Annotated in this window: 16 protein-coding genes; all 16 read left to right on the top strand. The window is 65.2% G+C overall.

What is annotated here, in order from left to right:
• Window positions 1-7: 7 nt before the first annotated feature.
• The 16 genes from SSKA14_RS01025 to SSKA14_RS01095 all read left to right on the top strand — a co-directional run bounded on the left by SSKA14_RS01025 (window position 8) and on the right by SSKA14_RS01095 (window position 15,326).
• On the top strand, window positions 8-556 hold the full coding sequence (locus tag SSKA14_RS01025) for a DUF3486 family protein (RefSeq protein ID WP_050413323.1): 549 nt from the start codon (window positions 8-10) through the stop codon (window positions 554-556).
• Complete coding sequence (locus SSKA14_RS01030; RefSeq protein ID WP_008267234.1) at window positions 557-2,293, top strand: hypothetical protein; 1,737 nt, start codon at window positions 557-559, stop codon at window positions 2,291-2,293.
• Complete coding sequence (locus SSKA14_RS01035; RefSeq protein WP_008267274.1) at window positions 2,290-3,816, top strand: DUF935 family protein; 1,527 nt, start codon at window positions 2,290-2,292, stop codon at window positions 3,814-3,816. The genes SSKA14_RS01030 and SSKA14_RS01035 overlap by 4 nt, the downstream gene beginning before the upstream one ends.
• Window positions 3,817-3,819: 3 nt before the next feature.
• The gene (locus SSKA14_RS01040; protein ID WP_008264470.1) at window positions 3,820-5,097 is read left to right on the top strand and encodes a phage minor head protein; all 1,278 of its coding nucleotides are present in this window, start codon (window positions 3,820-3,822) and stop codon (window positions 5,095-5,097) included.
• Window positions 5,097-5,666 (top strand): phage virion morphogenesis protein, encoded by a 570-nt coding sequence (locus tag SSKA14_RS01045; RefSeq protein WP_008268056.1) that lies wholly within the window; start codon window positions 5,097-5,099, stop codon window positions 5,664-5,666. Before SSKA14_RS01040 ends, SSKA14_RS01045 begins: the two co-directional genes overlap by 1 nt.
• 296 nt (window positions 5,667-5,962) lie before the next feature.
• Complete coding sequence (locus tag SSKA14_RS01050; protein WP_040009211.1) at window positions 5,963-7,168, top strand: hypothetical protein; 1,206 nt, start codon at window positions 5,963-5,965, stop codon at window positions 7,166-7,168.
• A 22-nt stretch (window positions 7,169-7,190) separates the two neighbouring features.
• Window positions 7,191-7,532, top strand: coding sequence for a capsid cement protein (locus tag SSKA14_RS01055; RefSeq protein WP_049399127.1), 342 nt, complete (start codon window positions 7,191-7,193; stop codon window positions 7,530-7,532).
• A 25-nt stretch (window positions 7,533-7,557) separates the two neighbouring features.
• Window positions 7,558-8,502, top strand: a complete 945-nt coding sequence (locus SSKA14_RS01060; protein ID WP_008266322.1) for a hypothetical protein — start codon at window positions 7,558-7,560, stop codon at window positions 8,500-8,502.
• A gap of 160 nt (window positions 8,503-8,662) precedes the next feature.
• Window positions 8,663-9,145 (top strand): hypothetical protein, encoded by a 483-nt coding sequence (locus tag SSKA14_RS01065; protein WP_008268824.1) that lies wholly within the window; start codon window positions 8,663-8,665, stop codon window positions 9,143-9,145.
• 9 nt (window positions 9,146-9,154) lie between these two features.
• On the top strand, window positions 9,155-9,688 hold the full coding sequence (locus SSKA14_RS01070; protein ID WP_008268301.1) for a DUF1320 domain-containing protein: 534 nt from the start codon (window positions 9,155-9,157) through the stop codon (window positions 9,686-9,688).
• Window positions 9,685-10,161, top strand: coding sequence for a hypothetical protein (locus tag SSKA14_RS01075; RefSeq protein WP_040006690.1), 477 nt, complete (start codon window positions 9,685-9,687; stop codon window positions 10,159-10,161). The genes SSKA14_RS01070 and SSKA14_RS01075 overlap by 4 nt, the downstream gene beginning before the upstream one ends.
• Window positions 10,158-10,370, top strand: coding sequence for a hypothetical protein (locus SSKA14_RS01080; protein ID WP_008265068.1), 213 nt, complete (start codon window positions 10,158-10,160; stop codon window positions 10,368-10,370). The genes SSKA14_RS01075 and SSKA14_RS01080 overlap by 4 nt, the downstream gene beginning before the upstream one ends.
• Before the next feature lie 3 nt (window positions 10,371-10,373).
• Window positions 10,374-11,129: a hypothetical protein gene (locus SSKA14_RS01085; protein WP_008268825.1), complete on the top strand. Its 756-nt coding sequence runs from the start codon at window positions 10,374-10,376 to the stop codon at window positions 11,127-11,129.
• The gene (locus tag SSKA14_RS01090) at window positions 11,129-11,638 is read left to right on the top strand and encodes a DUF6631 family protein (RefSeq protein WP_040006693.1); all 510 of its coding nucleotides are present in this window, start codon (window positions 11,129-11,131) and stop codon (window positions 11,636-11,638) included. The genes SSKA14_RS01085 and SSKA14_RS01090 overlap by 1 nt, the downstream gene beginning before the upstream one ends.
• Before the next feature lie 41 nt (window positions 11,639-11,679).
• Window positions 11,680-11,820, top strand: coding sequence for a hypothetical protein (locus SSKA14_RS23925; RefSeq protein WP_008266411.1), 141 nt, complete (start codon window positions 11,680-11,682; stop codon window positions 11,818-11,820).
• Between the two features lie 2 nt (window positions 11,821-11,822).
• On the top strand, window positions 11,823-15,326 hold the full coding sequence (locus SSKA14_RS01095; protein WP_008267748.1) for a phage tail length tape measure family protein: 3,504 nt from the start codon (window positions 11,823-11,825) through the stop codon (window positions 15,324-15,326).

The following is a 15,326-nucleotide window of genomic DNA, read 5'->3' on the forward strand; positions in this document are numbered from 1 at the left end:
GCCTCCCGTGAGCAAGATCGACTTGTTGCCGGCCGATGTGCGTGACGAGCTGGATCGGCGCCTGGTTGCCAACGCCTTCGGTGGCAGCATCTCGCTGTCCGAATGGCTGGGCGAACAGGGCTACGAGATCAGCAAGACCACCGTCAACGAACGCGCCAAGCGGCTCAAGCGCCGCTTGGCTTCGATCAGTGCCAGCACCGAAGCCATGAAGCTGGTTGCTGAGCAGGCGCCCGACAATGCCGCCGAGCGCGGCAGCGCGCTGTTGGGCCTGCTGCAGACCGATCTGTTCGAGGCGCTGCTGCAGTTCCAGGAGGCCGCCGACCAGGACGATGAAAGCATCTCCCCCGCCGACCGTATTGCTCTGTACAGCAAGGCGGCCAAGGCCATTGCCGAGCTGACCCGCTCTTCCATCGTGCGCGAGAAGTGGGCCGGCGAGATCCGTCAGAAGGCGCTCGTCGACGCGGCCAGCCGGGTCGAGGAGGCTGCGCGAGCCAAGGGCCTGGACGCCGAGGGCGTGGAGTTCTGGCGCAACAAGGTGCTGCATGGAGTCGGCTAAGTGAGTGCACTGGGTCCCCTGCCGGATACCGAGCGCGTCCTGGACTGGGATGAGCTGCCTGAGAGCGTGCGCTCGATCTCGACCAACTTCGATCCGAGCAAGGCCGGTGTGCTGATGGCTCATCAGTCCGAATGGATCCGGATGCAGGAAGGGCTGGATATCGCGGTCTGCGAGAAGGGGCGCCGCACTGGCATCACCTTCGCCCAGGCGCTGAGCGACACCATCACCGCCGCTTCTGCCAAGGACGCCGGCGGCGACAACGTGTGGTACATGGCCGACACCAAGGAAAAGGGTCTGGAGTTCATTGGCTATGTGGCCAAGTTCGCGCCGATCATTGCCCAAGGCCAAGCCTCGCGTATCGAGCAGCACATCTTCCAGGACCAGCAGCCTGACGGCACCAGCCGGCAGATCCAGGCCTTCCGGGTTCGCTTCGCCAGTGGTTTCCGTATCACGGCACTGTCCTCGCGCCCGGAGAACATCCACGGCCTGCAGGGCGTGGTCGACCTGGACGAAGCGGCGCTGCACAAGGACGTGGCCAAGGTGCTCGAATCAGCCACCGCGCTGCTGATCTGGGGTGGCCGGATCCGCGTGTGGTCCACACACCGCGGCAAGAAGAATCCGTTCAACCAGCTGGTGCAGGACGTCCAGGCCGGTCGCTACGGCAAGAAGGCCGGGGTGATCCGCATCAGCTTCGATGATGCCGTGTCCAACGGCCTGTACGAGCGGGTCTGCGCCATGCGTGGCAAGGTGGCCACCGCCGAGGGCAAGAAGGAGTGGTACACCGCCATCCGCTCGGCCTATGGCCCGCGCAAGGCCGCCATGCGCGAGGAGCTGGATGTCATCCCGCGCGACGGAGATGGCTCGGCCATCCCCTCAGTCTGGATCGATCGGGCCATGTCCGAGGTCCGCCCTGTGCTGCGCTTGGTCTTCGATGACGACTTCCCCAAGCGCTCGGAGAAGGAACGCGAGATCTGGTGCTCGGTCTGGATCGCCACCACGCTGCTGCCGGTGCTGCGTGCTGCGGTGGCCGGGTTCACTGGGCGCTGGGCGGTCGGCATGGACTTTGCGCGCCACCGCCACTTCTCGGTCATCAAGCCGGCCAAGGTCAGTCAGGATCTGCGCCGGGATGTGCCGTTCCTGATCGAGATGGCCAACGCGCCCACCCGCCAGCAGGAGCAGATCCTGTGGGCGTTTCTGGACGCGCTGAATGAGGGCTTCCGCGGCCGCTGGTCGTTCGCTGGCGACGCCACCGGGCCGGGCCAGACTCTGATGGAGTACACAGGCGACCGTTACGGCCGTGCCGAGCTCGATGCCGAGACGGGCCGCTACAGCGGTGGCCCAATCCACGAGGTCACCCTGTCGCGCCCCTGGTACAGCGAATGGATGCCCAAGTACATCGCGTTGTTCGAGGACGGATTCATCACCGTGCCCAGGGACGCATCGCTGGAGGATGACCATCGGGCCGTGGAGTACGTTGATGGCATTCCGATGGTGCCGCGCCTGGAGCGCAAGGACCTGCAGGATCCGGAACTGGTGCGCCACGGCGACGGCGCGATCGCAGGCGCCCTGATGCAGTTTGCCGCGCTCAACCACGTCACCTCGGTACCCATCGAGTTCCAGGCGGCCGGCGCTCGCGCCTACATCGGCGACGGCCGAGCCGACGGCGTGGCCACCGTCGTGACCGATGATGCCTTCGGCACGGTCAGCGGCGGCAATGATTTTGGAGGATTCGCATGACCATCGCCCGCCCAGAGATCGGCCGCGAGATTGCCACCACCGCCGATGGCATCGACATCACCCGTGGCTACACCGGGCCGCTGCTGCTGCCCTTTGATAGCGTGCTGCGCAATCGGGGCGGCTATGACCTGCAGATCTACGAGCAGGTGCTGTCCGATCCGGAGGTGAAAACCACCTTCGGATCGCGCCAGGACTCGGTGGTGGCCTGCGAATGGCAGGTGGAGCCCGGTGGCGAGAAGCGCATCGACCGCCAGGCGGCAGAGTATCTGCAGGAGCAGCTGCACGGGATCGGGTGGGACAACGTCACCCGCAAGATGCTGTTTGGCGTGTTCTACGGCTACGGCGTGGCCGAGATCCTGTACAAGGTCGACGGCACCCGCATCGGCCTGGAGGCGATCAAGGTCCGCAATCGCCGACGCTTCCGCTACGGCAAGGAAGGCGACCTGCGCCTGCTCACCCAGACCCAGATGACGGAGGGCGTCCCGGCACTCGCGCCGTACTTCTGGAACTTCTGCTCCGGTGCCGATCACGACGATGAGCCCTACGGCCTGGGGCTGGCGCACTGGCTGTACTGGCCGGTGCTGTTCAAGCGCAACGGGCTCAAGTTCTGGCTGATCTTCCTGGAGAAGTTCGGCATGCCCACCGCAGTGGGCAAGTACGACAGTGAGGCGACCGATCCGGAGAAGTCCAAGCTGCTGCAGGCCACCCGCGCGATCCAGACCGACAGCGGCATCATCATGCCCAAGGGCATGGAGCTGGCGCTGCTGGAGGCCGGGCGCAGTGGCACGGCCGACTACAAGGCCCTGCAGGACTATATGGATGCCACCATCCAGAAGGTGGTGCTGGGCCAGACCGCCAGCACCCAGGGCACACCCGGCAAGCTGGGCAACGACCAGCTGCAGCGGGAAGTGCGCCGCGACATCATCACCTCCGATGCAGACCTGGTGTGTGAGTCCTTCAACAAGGGGCCGGCGCGCTGGCTCACCGAATGGAACTTCCCCGGCGCAGCCATCCCACGGGTCTACCGCGTCACGGAAGAGCCGGAGGATCTGGACGCCACTGCCAGTCGCGACAAGAAGATCCTCGACCTGGGCTACAAGCCCAAGCAGGTCTACATGGACCAGACCTATGGGGACAACTACGAGCCTGTCCAGGCGCTGCCGGAGCCACCTGCGGTACCGACAGCGATCGATGGGCCGCAGTTCGCTGATGCCGGCGGTACGGTGGGTAGCCTGCTGCGCCGGCACTATCCGGCGGCCTTTGCCGACAGCACCCCGAAGGCACCTGATCCTGCCATCGGCCTGGGCCAGCAGCTTGATCGGCGACTGTCGCCCCTCGGTGCTGGTTGGGTGGAGCAGATCCGCCAGCTGGTCGATGAGGTCGATTCGCTGGAGGAACTGCGCGACCGGCTGTTCGAGCTACATCCGAACATGACCCTGGACGACTACGCCTCGGTGATGGCCGATGCGATGACGGCAGCGACGCTGGCCGGCCGCAGCGACGTCCAGGGCGCAGGAGGCTGATCAATGGCTGGGGTTGCCTACGCTCAACTGCCGTTCCAGGAGCAAATCGAGTTCTTCCGTCGCAAGAAGAACGTGCTCACCGAGAGCTACCTGGACGTGTGGGACGCCCAGCACGACACCAGCTTCATGGTGGCCGGTGCCAACCGTGACGCACTGCTGGCCGACTTCCGGCAGTCCATCGACCGTGTCATCGCCGAAGGCCGCACGCTGGAGCAGTTCCGCGAAGACTTCGACCGCATCGTGGCCACGCATGGCTGGGATTACAACGGCGGCCGGAACTGGCGCTCGCGGGTGATCTACGAAACCAACCTGCGTCAGAGCTACAACGCCGGGCGCTGGGCCCAGCTGCAGCAGCTGATCAAGGTACGGCCGTTCTGGCGCTACAACCACAACGATGCCGTCGAACACCCCCGGCCACTGCACGTGTCCTGGAATGGCATGGTGCTGCGCCATGATGATCCCTGGTGGCGCTATCACTATCCGGCCAACGGCTGGGGCTGCCAGTGCTACGTCGATGCGCTCAACGAACGCGATCTGCGCCGCTTGGGCAAGGACGGCCCCGACACGGCCCCTGAGGTTGTGATGCAGTCGGTGACGGTCGGGCAGCGCAGTCCCGGTGGACCGCGCACGGTGCTGACGCCGGCAGGCGTCGATCCTGGCTTCGGCTACGCGCCTGGAGCAACGGCGGACCACTGGCCCGGCGGGCGTGGTGGTCCGGTCACACCGCCCTCGCTGACAGGCCAACTGACCTCCGCTCTGCAGAGTGCACTGGAGACGGGCGCGCGGCTGCCAGCGGCGCCCGCTGCCGCCAGTGCCGCCCGGGCCTTGGCGCGGCCGCGTGCCAGGGACGCCCTGCAGGCCGGCTACGCCAGCTGGCTGGCCAGCATTGACGCTGATGCCGCGCACGCTGCTCGCTACCTGGCCGGCGCACTGTCTCCCGGTCTGGTGTCGCAGCTGCAGCGCGCTGCCGTTCGACCAGCGACGGCGGCCTTTGCAGTGTTGGCTGAGCAGCTCCCCATCACTCGGCCTGGCGCGGTCGCCATCGCCGCAGCCGAGCTGCCTATCCGCCTGCTCGATGCGGTGGCCATCCTATTGGACGTGGCCGCAGGCCACCTGCGGTATGTCCTTGCGGTGGGGCGCCCGGCCTTCATGGTGGTCGACGTGGCCATCTCGGAAACGGGCGTCAGCACCATCCAGCCCCAGCTGCAGATGCTGATGCCTTCTGATCTCAAGCGCAGCGTCGCCGATGGCACGCTGCAGCTGCTGCAGGGAGCACTCTGATGGCGCAGCTCGAAGTCACCCTGGATTCGGCAACACCTGCGCTGGCTGATGCGCTGCGCCAGCTGGAGGGCGAAGCACGGCAACTGATCCTGAGAGACTGGGGCGAGTACCTGCTGAGGTCGACACGCGAGCGAGCCAAGAAGGAGCGTGATCCGACCGGACAGCGATGGCGTGCACTGGAGCCAAGCTACAAACGCTGGAAACAGAAGAAGCGCCCCGGCGTGCCGATTCTGAAGTTCGATTTCCACATGCTCGGTGATATGGCCTCATGGCAAACGGATGGGAACGACGCCGTCCTGGTCGGTACCAATGCACCCTATGGCGCCATCCACCAATTCGGCGGCACCATCCAACACGCCGCGCGTCCGGCCAATATCCACCTGAAGACGGGTAAGGGCGGCAGCCGGTTCGTCAAAGCCAGTCGTAGGAACGCGCGCTTCAAGCGCTCGGTCACAATGCCTGCGTACACGAACACCATCGCCGCTCGCCCGTGGCTGGGTGTAAGTCGCGAAGATGAGAAGGAGCTGCTGGATATCGCCCAGGATCACGTGAGCGGCGCCTTCGAGTAGCTCACGCATAAGCGGCGCTCTGCGCGCCGCTACAGGCGCGCCGCCACACTCGGGCGTCACCCACACCGGCTTGGTGTCTGACACACCTGTGCGGCCGATACTGGCACTTGTTTCCACGCAGGACGATCACCGCACGCGCATCGTGCATCTGCGGTTGAAATTCTCTGCAATGCACCGTCCCAAGACGTGAGACGGTACTGCGGGAAAAAGGAGGGCATGAGCCAGTCCGCTGCCGCCCTCGAAAGTTGGAAACCAGTTTCAAAGACAGCGACCTCTGGCGCGGGAAAACTGGCGGCATGAACCAGCCCGCCGCCACCCTGCAGATCTTCAAAGCCGGCACGCACGTTGCCGAAGACGGCCGCACGCTGACCTTCAGCGAGGCGGATGTGCAGCAGATCGCCGACAGCTACGATCCGGCGCTGCACGAAGCGCCCATTGTGGTGGGCCATCCCAAAACCGACGACCCGGCCTATGGCTGGAGCAAAGTGCTTCAGGCCAAGGACGGCCTCCTGATGGCCGAACCGCACGAGGTAGATCCTGCCTTCGCGGAGCTGGTCAACAACGGCCGCTTCAAGAAGATCAGCGCCTCCATCTTCATGCCCGATTCGCCGGGGAACCCGACGCCGGGCAAGTACTACCTGCGCCACATCGGCTTCCTGGGTGCGCAGCCGCCGGCAGTAAAGGGGCTCAAGTCGGCCTCCTTCGCCGAAGGCGATGACGCTGCGTGCTTTGCCATGTCGCTGGCCCCGCTGGGCTGGACGCTGACGGATCTGTTCCGCCGCTTCCGCGACTGGCTGATCGATACCCAGGGTCTGGAGACAGCCGACCAGGTCATTCCGGACTGGCAGATCCGCGGCATCGAGAGCAGCACACGCGATGACGACAACTCGCGCGCGTCGGCCCTCTTCGCATCGCCATTGCTCACCCAGTTCCCGCGCAGCGCCCTCGGTGCGCCTGCGCCCGTCCAGGCAACGCCTCCCACTCGTGAACAGGTCAAATCGGAGATCGACCCCATGTCCCAGCAGAACAACGCCGAGCACGCACAGCGCCAGCAGCAGCTCGACCAGCAGGCTTCCACCCTGGACGCTCGCGAGAAGGCCCTCGCCGCCCGTGAGCAGGCCGCGCGACGCGAAGATGCAGTGGCGTTCGCCGAAGGCCTGGTGAAGGAAGGCAAGCTGCTGCCCCGTCAGCAGCCGGCGGTGGTGGAGCTGCTGCTGGCCCAGCCCAATGGCAAGGAACCGCTCAACTTTGCCGAGGGCGAAACGACGGTGACCAAACCGGCGGAGTCGGTGCTGCGCGAGCTGCTGACCAGCCTGCCCAAGGCGGTGGACTTCAGCGAGAAGTCCGCTGGCGACGCGCCGAACGCAGCCGCGAACTTCGCAGCGCCTGCGGGAGTGCATGTGGATGCAGGCCGCGCGGATCTCTTCAACAAGGCCAAGGCCTATCAGCAGCAGCACCCTGGCACGTCTTGGGCAGCTGCAGTCGCCGCGGTCGGCGGCTGACTCATCTATCCAGGAGCCCACCATGTCCCAGAACATCGCTCTGCTTACGCTGTCCGTGCTGGCCACGGCAGCCCTTACCAACAACCGTTTCGTCTCCCCGGCGGGCGGCGTAGCAGCTGCCGGCGGCAACGCCTACGGCGTCACGCGCTCCGATGCGGCGATCGGACAACTGGCTCCGGTTGACGTCTTGGGCACGACCCAGGTGACCGCAGGTGCCGCCATTGCTGCGGGCGCTGCCCTTGAGGTCGGCGTCGACGGCAAAGCCGTCACGGCTGACGCGGGCAAGGTCGTCGCCCGCGCGGCACCTGGCGCCAAGGCCGCCGCCGACGGCGACGTGCTCGAAGTGATCCTCATCCCGAACTGACCGGCAAGCGCCGCAGGAGATTTACATGTCCGCACAGATGACCCCCGGCCAGGTTCGCGTCGTTGACCCGATCCTTTCCGAGCACGCCCGTGGCTATCGCCAGGCGCAGCTCGTGGCCACCGCGCTGTTCCCCTTCGCCGATGTCGCCGCCTATGGCGGCCAGGTGATCGAGTTCGGCAAGGAATCCTTCAAGATCTACAACTCCAAGCGTGCCCCTGGCTCGAACACCAAGCGGATCCGCTTTGGCTACCAGGGCAAGCCCTACTCGATCATCCCGAGTGCACTGGAAGCCCTTGTGCCACGCGAGCACATGAAGGACGCCAGCCAGGTGCCTGGCATCAACTTGGGCACGCGAGCTGTCAACACCGCGCTGCGCTCGCTGCTGCTGGAGTACGAGGTGGACAGCGCCAAGATCGCCACCTCCGCCAGCAACTACGACAACGATCACAAGGTGACACTGGCTGGCAACAACGTGTGGTCCAACGCCGCCTCAAACCCGGCGCAGGATGTCGAAACCGGCAAGGAAGCGGTGCGTGACAGCATCGGCTTGTATCCCAACACCATGCTGCTGTCTGCCAAGTCGTTCAAGCAGCTCAAGCAGCATCCGAAGCTGATCGATCGCTCGGCTAACACAGGCGTGCGCAAGGTCACCCTGGACCTGCTCAAGCAGATCTTCGAGATCGACAACATCGTGGTCGGTGGTGGTGTGGTGGCCGACGACAACGGTGCCTTCGGTGACGTCTGGGGTACTTCGGCTGTCTTGGCTTACGTCAGCCCTGGTGCGGACGTGAACGCCAACGTGGAGGAGCCCAGCTATGGCTATGGCTATCGCATCGAAGGCATGCCGCTGGTCGAGCTTCCGTACTGGGATGCGAATGCCAAGAGCTGGATCTACGGCGTCAGCAACGACGCCACCCCGGTTCTGGCCGGTATGGCTGCCGGCTACCTGATTCAGGGCGCCGGCCTGTAATACGCAGCCGGCGACAGGACGTCGCCGGATTGGCTGCCGCTCATCCGTACAACCCAGCGAGCGGCAGCACCAGGCGAACGCGGGCCTGGCTGTGCGGAGCACGGAGAACCATGCGTGACAGCCGGAGAGCACGGCACCACACCTATTCGGAGATCCCGTCGTGGCCAAGCCCCGCACCGCACTGCCCAGCGCACCCAAGACCGTCCAGGACGACAAGCCGGCCGATGCGCCGGAGGTCGCGGAAGAGAAGGCGGCCGATGCGTCGCCGGCAAAGGACGGTTCGGTGCCGGAGGAAGGCCGCGGCGAACCAGAGTCCGCCTCGTCGGCCGTCTCCGCAGCCAATGGAGCCGCAGTGGACCAGCCACAGGGCGATCAGGCAGCGGCTGATCAGGACGACGGCAACGGAGCGGAAGCGTCTGCGCCTGATGCTGCGTCTCTCGATGCTGCTGCGCCTGCTACCGCCACAGCTGGTGACGATGATGCGCCGAGCACCTGGTGCTTCGAAGTACTCAGTCCGTTCAAGCACAACGGCGTGGTCATCAAGCCGCCGGCATGGATCGAGATGACCTGGGACGAGGCCGAGGACTACCAGGATGCTGGCGTCCTCGGTGACGAACCGGCCACTCCGGAAGAGCTGGAGTAACTGGCCGTCATGTCCTACTGCACGCTCGCACTGCTGTCGGCGGCCAAGCTCGCCCAGGAACTGGCGCAGGTGGCCACACCGGAGCGCTATCCGGTCGTGGACGATGCGCTGATGGATGCCACGCTGCTCGGCAGCGATCGCAGTGCCTTCGACCCGGCCGACGTGGCGGTCGCCGATGAGGCGGCCGCGCACGTGCAGCGCGCCTTGGACGACGCCGACGGCGTGATCAACGGCTACCTGGTCATGCGCAAACCCAAACCCTATCCGGTGCCACTGCCGGCGCCGGTACCGGGCATCGTGTCCACCTGGGCGCGATGGATTGCGCGCTACCTGCTGCATAAGGACCGGGTCAACACCGAGGAGCGGACCGATCCGGTGGTGCGCGACTACAAGGAAGCACTGCGCTTTCTGGAGCTGGTGCGCGATGGCAAGTTCAGCCTCGGTGCCGATGACCCGCTGCCTGCGCCCAGTGGCGGCGCCCCCGAGGTCTGCGCACCGCCGCGGGAGTTCAGCCACGGCACCCTGCAGGACTACGGCCGGTGAGCACGCAGCCCTTCGACATTGGCTTGGTGCGCGATCGCATCCGCCAGGGCGTCAGCGACAAGGAACTGCGTCAGGTGCAGGGCAGCGCCGACTATGCCGCAGTCCAGGCGCTGCGCGACTTCCCTGCACCGTGCTGCTACGTGCTGCTGGCCCGCGAGATGCCGCTGGAGACCAAGACCGGCGCTTCGTTTCCCGGGCAGCAGACGCGCCTGGCGCAGTTGGTCGAAGTGAACTTCGCGGTGGTGACCGTGTGCCGCAATTACCGCGAACAGCGCGGCGCCCAGGTGATCGATGAGCTCCGGATCCTGCTGGGCAAGGTTCGCCAACCACTGCTGGGCTGGACGCCGCCCATTGCCGGTGGCCGTGCCTGCCAGCTCATCGAGGGCAACCTCGAGGACTACGACGCCGCTACCGCCCTGTGGGTCGACGTATGGAAGACCCAGGCCCTTCTTCAACCTGAGATCCCCCGATGACCACCCAGAAATACACGATCAAGAAGCCGGGCCTGACGCTGTCGCGCAAGCCCATTGCCGTCGGCGAAACAGTCGAGGTTCCCGCCGACCTGGTGCCTTGGGCAGTCGAACGCGGCTTCATCGACGCCCCCGAGGCTGATTTTTTCCCCAACACGTCGCGCAAGGCCAGTGGCCAGCCGACCACTGCCAGCGCCCAGGAGGCGAAGTAAGCCATGTCCGAGACCGAATATTTCTCCCTGCAGGGGCGCGTGTACCTGGGCCTGCGCAATGCCGACGGCAGCCGCGCGCCGGCGCGCTGGGCGTACGATGCCAGCGTCCTGGAGCTGACCATGTCCAGCTCCCGTGAAACCAAGAAGGAAAGCTGGTCGGGTGTGCGCGGCGTCGGCGCTACCATGACCACCGAGCGCAACCTCGGCGTCAATCTGACCCTGGGCCAGCTCAACACCGATCACCTGGCGCTGGCCACGGACGGCACCCGCATGGAGCTGGCTGCCGGCTCAGCGGCAAACGAGGCCATTGGTACGGTCAAGCCGGGTGACGTGGTCGCATTGGAGTATGCGGCGATCAGCGCGCTGGCACTGGAAGGGGGCACCCCGGCCGCACCGCTGGTGCTGGACACCGACTACACCGTCAACCTGACCACCGGCATCATCACCTTCCTCACCGCTAAGACGGCGGTGGTGGCCAAGACGTACGAGTACGCTGCGCACAGCCTGGTGAAGGTCTTCGAAAGCACCAAGTCCGAGTACTACGTGCTCTTCGACGGCGTCAACAGCGTTGACGGCACCACGATGCGCTTCCGCGGCGAGGTGCACCGCGTCACCTTCCCGGCCTCGGAGACGCTGTCGCTGATCAACGACACCTTCGGTGAGATTGCGCTCACCGGCGAGGCCAAGATCGACCCGGTCCGCCAGGCAGATCCGCGCTTCGGCCTGTACGCCCGTGCCCTGCTGGTGGATGCAGCCTGATGGCCAAGGTGATCGGCAATGTCGGTCAACAGCCCTCCGGATCCGGCTCTAAGGATCCGGGGGCCGTAGCCGGTGAGCTGGACGTGCTGGCCGGCCAGCAGCAGGGGCAGCTCGGCGGAAAGACCATCACAGTGCGCGAATACGGCTTCTTTGAGGCCGCTCGCATCCTGCAGACCGCCGCACCACTGGTTGGGGATCTGCAGCCGATGTTCGAAGGCACCGATCCGCCTTCCATGCTGCAGGTGATGGATGCACTTATGTCCCACCCGGACCTGATCCGGCATCTACTGGCATGTTCGATCGCAGCGCCGCCGGCTGATGCCAAGGATCACGCAGCCGAGGTGCGGGAGCAGGAAGCGTGGCTGGAGACGCTCAACGAATCCGACGGTGAACAGATGCTGCTGTTGTGGTGGCAGGCCAATAGCAGTTTTTTTCTCCGCCGCCTGCTCCGAAACGCCGTCAGTCAAAAGGCAGTCCCGTCGGCTACGGACGCGTCTTCACCGACCTGATCAACGCTGGTTACGGCCACAGCTTTGGCGATATCGGTCGCATGACCAAGCGCCAGATATCCCTCGCCTGGGAGCACGTCCAGGCTCAGCAGCGGCGGGCACGGCGGGAACGCATTACCGACGTCAACGCTGCGTATGCCGGCGGTAATTCGATGACCACCTTGCTGAAGGATCTGAAATAACAATGGCTTCCTCGCGCAACCTCGAACTGGCGATGCGTATCGCCCTGGACATCGAGCAGGTGCGCCAGGCGCTGCCAGTGGTCCAGAAGGGGCTCGCCTCGGTCAAGGGCGCCGGCCAGGATGCCGGCGCCGGCCTGGGCGACGTCACGAAAGAGGCGAAGAAGGCCGCTGACGCATTGGATCGGGCCGCCCGCAACAGTGCCGCCTCGGGCAGCCAAATGGAGGATGCTGGCCAGAAGGCGGCCGCCGGTGCGGCGGGCATGGCCGCGGCAGGAGAATCAGCCAAGGCCATGTCGACGGATGTGGCGGCCGCCGCAGATCGCGTCCGAACGTCCGGCGCGGCGGTGCAGAAAACAGTGGCCGATGAGATCCGCCTCATCTCCGAGCTCGATGCACGTCTGGAGCGCGGCGCGGCGAGCATGTCCGATCTGGCCGACACCGAGGCGATGCTTGATCGGGTGATGGCGCGCGGCCTGATTACCACCGAGGACTACAACAGCGCGCTCAAGGCGCTGGATAAGCAGGAAGCAGGCCTGGCTCGGTCGGAGCAACAGCGCCAGCGTGCTGTTGAGGGCGCCCTGGGGCGCTATGACAGTGCATCGGTAAAGCTGCAGAAGCTGGAGCGGGACGAGCAGGAGCTCAAGGTGGCGGTGGATGCCGGCCGCATCAGCCGCGAGCAGTACAACCGTGCCCTCGCGGGCATCAATGTCCAACGCAACGCCGTCAAGGTTGCCGAAGCGACCAGCCGCAGCCTGGGCGCCGGGGCGATCTCGGCCGGCCAGTACCAGATGGCCATGCGCCAACTGCCGGCGCAGATCACCGATATCACCACCAGCATCGTCAGCGGCATGCCGATCTGGATGGTGGCCATCCAGCAGGGTGGCCAGCTGAAGGATTCCTTCGGCGGTGTGGTCCCCGCCGCGCGCGCGCTCACCAGTGCGCTCAATCCCGCGGTGGTCGTCCTGGGCGGTGTGGCCGCCGGACTGGGTGTTGTTGGCTTTGCCGCGCTGCAGGGCTACAAGCAGCTGCGAGCCTTCGACGCCGCTGTGATCTCGACAGGCCATTCACTTGGCGTGTCCAGTGGTCAGCTCTATGCCCAGGCGAATGCTGTCGGTGCGGTCACTGGCGAATACTCCGATGCAACGGCAGCTGCGCAGCAACTTGCGGCCAGCGGGAAGCTGACCGCCAACACCCTGTCTACAGCGATCAGCGTCGCAGTCAACCTGGCCAAATTGACGGGCGAGTCGATTGAGGGCACCACCGCCAAGGTGGTCGAGGTCTCCAAGGCGCCTTCGGCCACGCTGGCCAAGCTCAACGAGCAGTACCACTTCCTCACCGCAGCGGTGTACGAACAGGTTCGGGCACTGGAGGACCAGGGCAAGGCGACCGACGCCGCCAAGACAGCGCTGGAGGCCATCGCCAATGTCAGCGACCAGCGTGTCAGAGAAATGGAGTCGCGGGCCGGATATCTGGAGCAGGCGTGGGATGCCGTTGCTCGTACGCTTAAGCGCGTCTGGCAAGGACTGAAGGACATCGGTCGCACCGACTCCGAAGCGATGCTCCGGGCAGAAACTGCGGCGATGCGTGGTACGACCGAGCAACTGCAGCAGGCGTTGAAGAACGGTAATGCCCCAGCCATCGGCTACTACTACGACCAGCAGATCAAGCAGATCGACCGGCTCCGCAAGGCGCGGGCCGCCTACGATCGTGACGTCAATGCCGCCGAGAGCACCGGCCAGGCCCAGCGGGTCCAAGATGCCGGCGTCGAAGCCGCCAAGGCGATCGCTTCAGGTCTCGAAGAGGGTGCCAGCAAGGCCGAGAAGCTGAAGAAGGCAACCGAAGAGGTTGCCAAGCAGTTCCGCGAGTTGCGCAAGGCCAATCCAGGAAGCGACCTCCTCAAGGGTGTCAGCTTCGGCGACGATGGCAGCGTCAGCGGCGGCGCCTATGACAAGCGGGTCGCCCAGCTGCAGGAGAAGTTCAAAGAGCGCACTCGAAAGACGCCCAAGACCGAGAGCCAGAAAGATGAGGCCGCCGCACAGCGGGAGCTGGAGCGGCTCAAGCAGCAGATCGATCTGGTCGGAACGCTGGATGAGACCCGCAAGAAGGCGACCGAAACGTCCCGCATCCAGGCGGCCATTGCCGAGGGGAATTTCCAGAACGCTTCGGCGAAGACCAAGCAGGACCTGCTGGACGAAGCCAAGAAGCTGGATCTGGCCAACCTCCGGGTCGAAGCCGACCGCAAGATGCTGGACATCCGTGATCGCATTGCAGCCTTGCAAGGACGTGGTCCCGACGCAGAGCTGGCCAAGACCACGCGCGAGCTGACGAAGCTGAAGGAAGAGCTGGAGGCTGCGGGCCGAGCAGCGGATGCCGCCGACATTTCCAAACTGATGGATCTGAGCAAGGCCAGTACTGACCTCAAGAATCTGCAGGAGGCCTACGACAGGGTAATTGGCGGGATTGCACTGGAGCAGCAGCGGATTCAGCTGGAGCTGCAGGCTGGCCTGATCACTCAGGCGGGCGCGCAGCAGCGCGTGGTCGATCTCTACCGTCAGCAGTCAGGTGCCCTCCGTGAGCTGGTTCCCCAAATGGAGGCCGCAGCTCAGGCGCTGGGTGATCCTGCTGCCGTGGCAAACGTAGAGCAGATCAAACTCAAGCTGCAGGAGATGGAGGCGACCACAAACCTGCTCCAACAGTCCATCCGTAACACGCTTGAAGGATCGTTCTCGAACCTGTTCACCTCGCTGATCATGCAAACCGATTCGCTATCCGAGTCGGTGCGGAACTTCTTCCTCAGCATCGCCCAAGGCATTGCCGAATTCGCGGCCGCGCAGTTGGCGCAGGCCGCGACCATGAAGTTGATGGGGCTCTTCGCCGGCGACAAAGGGAATGGCGGTGGTGACGGCGCGCAGGACATGGCCAAGGCTGCGGCAGCTACTGCGGCCGCGGGCGCGATCGTCAGTGTGGGTGCCTCCAAACTGGAGACCTCGGCCACCACCCTTGGTTCGTCCAGCGTGGGACTCATTGTCGGCGCGCAGGCGATTTCCCAGGCGGCCCGTCAGATGCAGGCTGCTGCTGCGGCAATGGCCGTTTCCAGCGCGGCCGGCTACTCCAGCGGCGGCTTCACCGGACCGGGTGGCAAGTACCAACTGGCGGGCTTTGTTCACGCCGGTGAGTTCGTCCACCGACAGGAGGTGGTGCGCCAGCCCGGTGCGCTGGCATTCCTGTCGGCCTTCAACCAGGTCGGTATGGCGGCAATCGATCGTTGGCGCGGCTATGCCGACGGAGGGCATGTGGCATCGATGCCCATGCTGCAACGGTCCCCCGTGTTCACCAGCGCAGCTTCGGCGCCGCCGAGCACTGCCGCGCAGTTGGGCTTGCGAGTGATCAACCAGGTGTCGCCAGAGCTGTTCGGCGAGTACCTGGATGACCCCGGCAGCGACACAACCATCATCAACAAGATCAACCGCAACTCTGCGGCGATCCGCCAAGTATTGGGACTCTGA

Origin of the sequence: Stenotrophomonas sp. SKA14 (assembly GCF_000158575.1) — a bacterium.
GTDB lineage: Bacteria > Pseudomonadota > Gammaproteobacteria > Xanthomonadales > Xanthomonadaceae > Stenotrophomonas > Stenotrophomonas forensis.

Bases quoted from the DNA above. Each gene is read 5' to 3' on its own strand.
- SSKA14_RS01050 (WP_040009211.1), top strand. From the start codon at position 5,963: ATGAACCAGCCCGCCGCCACCCTGCAGATCTTCAAAGCCGGCACGCAC.
- SSKA14_RS23925 (WP_008266411.1), top strand. From the start codon at position 11,680: ATGACCAAGCGCCAGATATCCCTCGCCTGGGAGCACGTCCAGGCTCAG.
- SSKA14_RS01060 (WP_008266322.1), top strand. From the start codon at position 7,558: ATGTCCGCACAGATGACCCCCGGCCAGGTTCGCGTCGTTGACCCGATC.
- SSKA14_RS01090 (WP_040006693.1), top strand. From the start codon at position 11,129: ATGGCCAAGGTGATCGGCAATGTCGGTCAACAGCCCTCCGGATCCGGC.
- SSKA14_RS01080 (WP_008265068.1), top strand. From the start codon at position 10,158: ATGACCACCCAGAAATACACGATCAAGAAGCCGGGCCTGACGCTGTCG.
- SSKA14_RS01055 (WP_049399127.1), top strand. From the start codon at position 7,191: ATGTCCCAGAACATCGCTCTGCTTACGCTGTCCGTGCTGGCCACGGCA.
- SSKA14_RS01095 (WP_008267748.1), top strand. From the start codon at position 11,823: ATGGCTTCCTCGCGCAACCTCGAACTGGCGATGCGTATCGCCCTGGAC.
- SSKA14_RS01035 (WP_008267274.1), top strand. From the start codon at position 2,290: ATGACCATCGCCCGCCCAGAGATCGGCCGCGAGATTGCCACCACCGCC.
- SSKA14_RS01045 (WP_008268056.1), top strand. From the start codon at position 5,097: ATGGCGCAGCTCGAAGTCACCCTGGATTCGGCAACACCTGCGCTGGCT.
- SSKA14_RS01085 (WP_008268825.1), top strand. From the start codon at position 10,374: ATGTCCGAGACCGAATATTTCTCCCTGCAGGGGCGCGTGTACCTGGGC.
- SSKA14_RS01040 (WP_008264470.1), top strand. From the start codon at position 3,820: ATGGCTGGGGTTGCCTACGCTCAACTGCCGTTCCAGGAGCAAATCGAG.
- SSKA14_RS01070 (WP_008268301.1), top strand. From the start codon at position 9,155: ATGTCCTACTGCACGCTCGCACTGCTGTCGGCGGCCAAGCTCGCCCAG.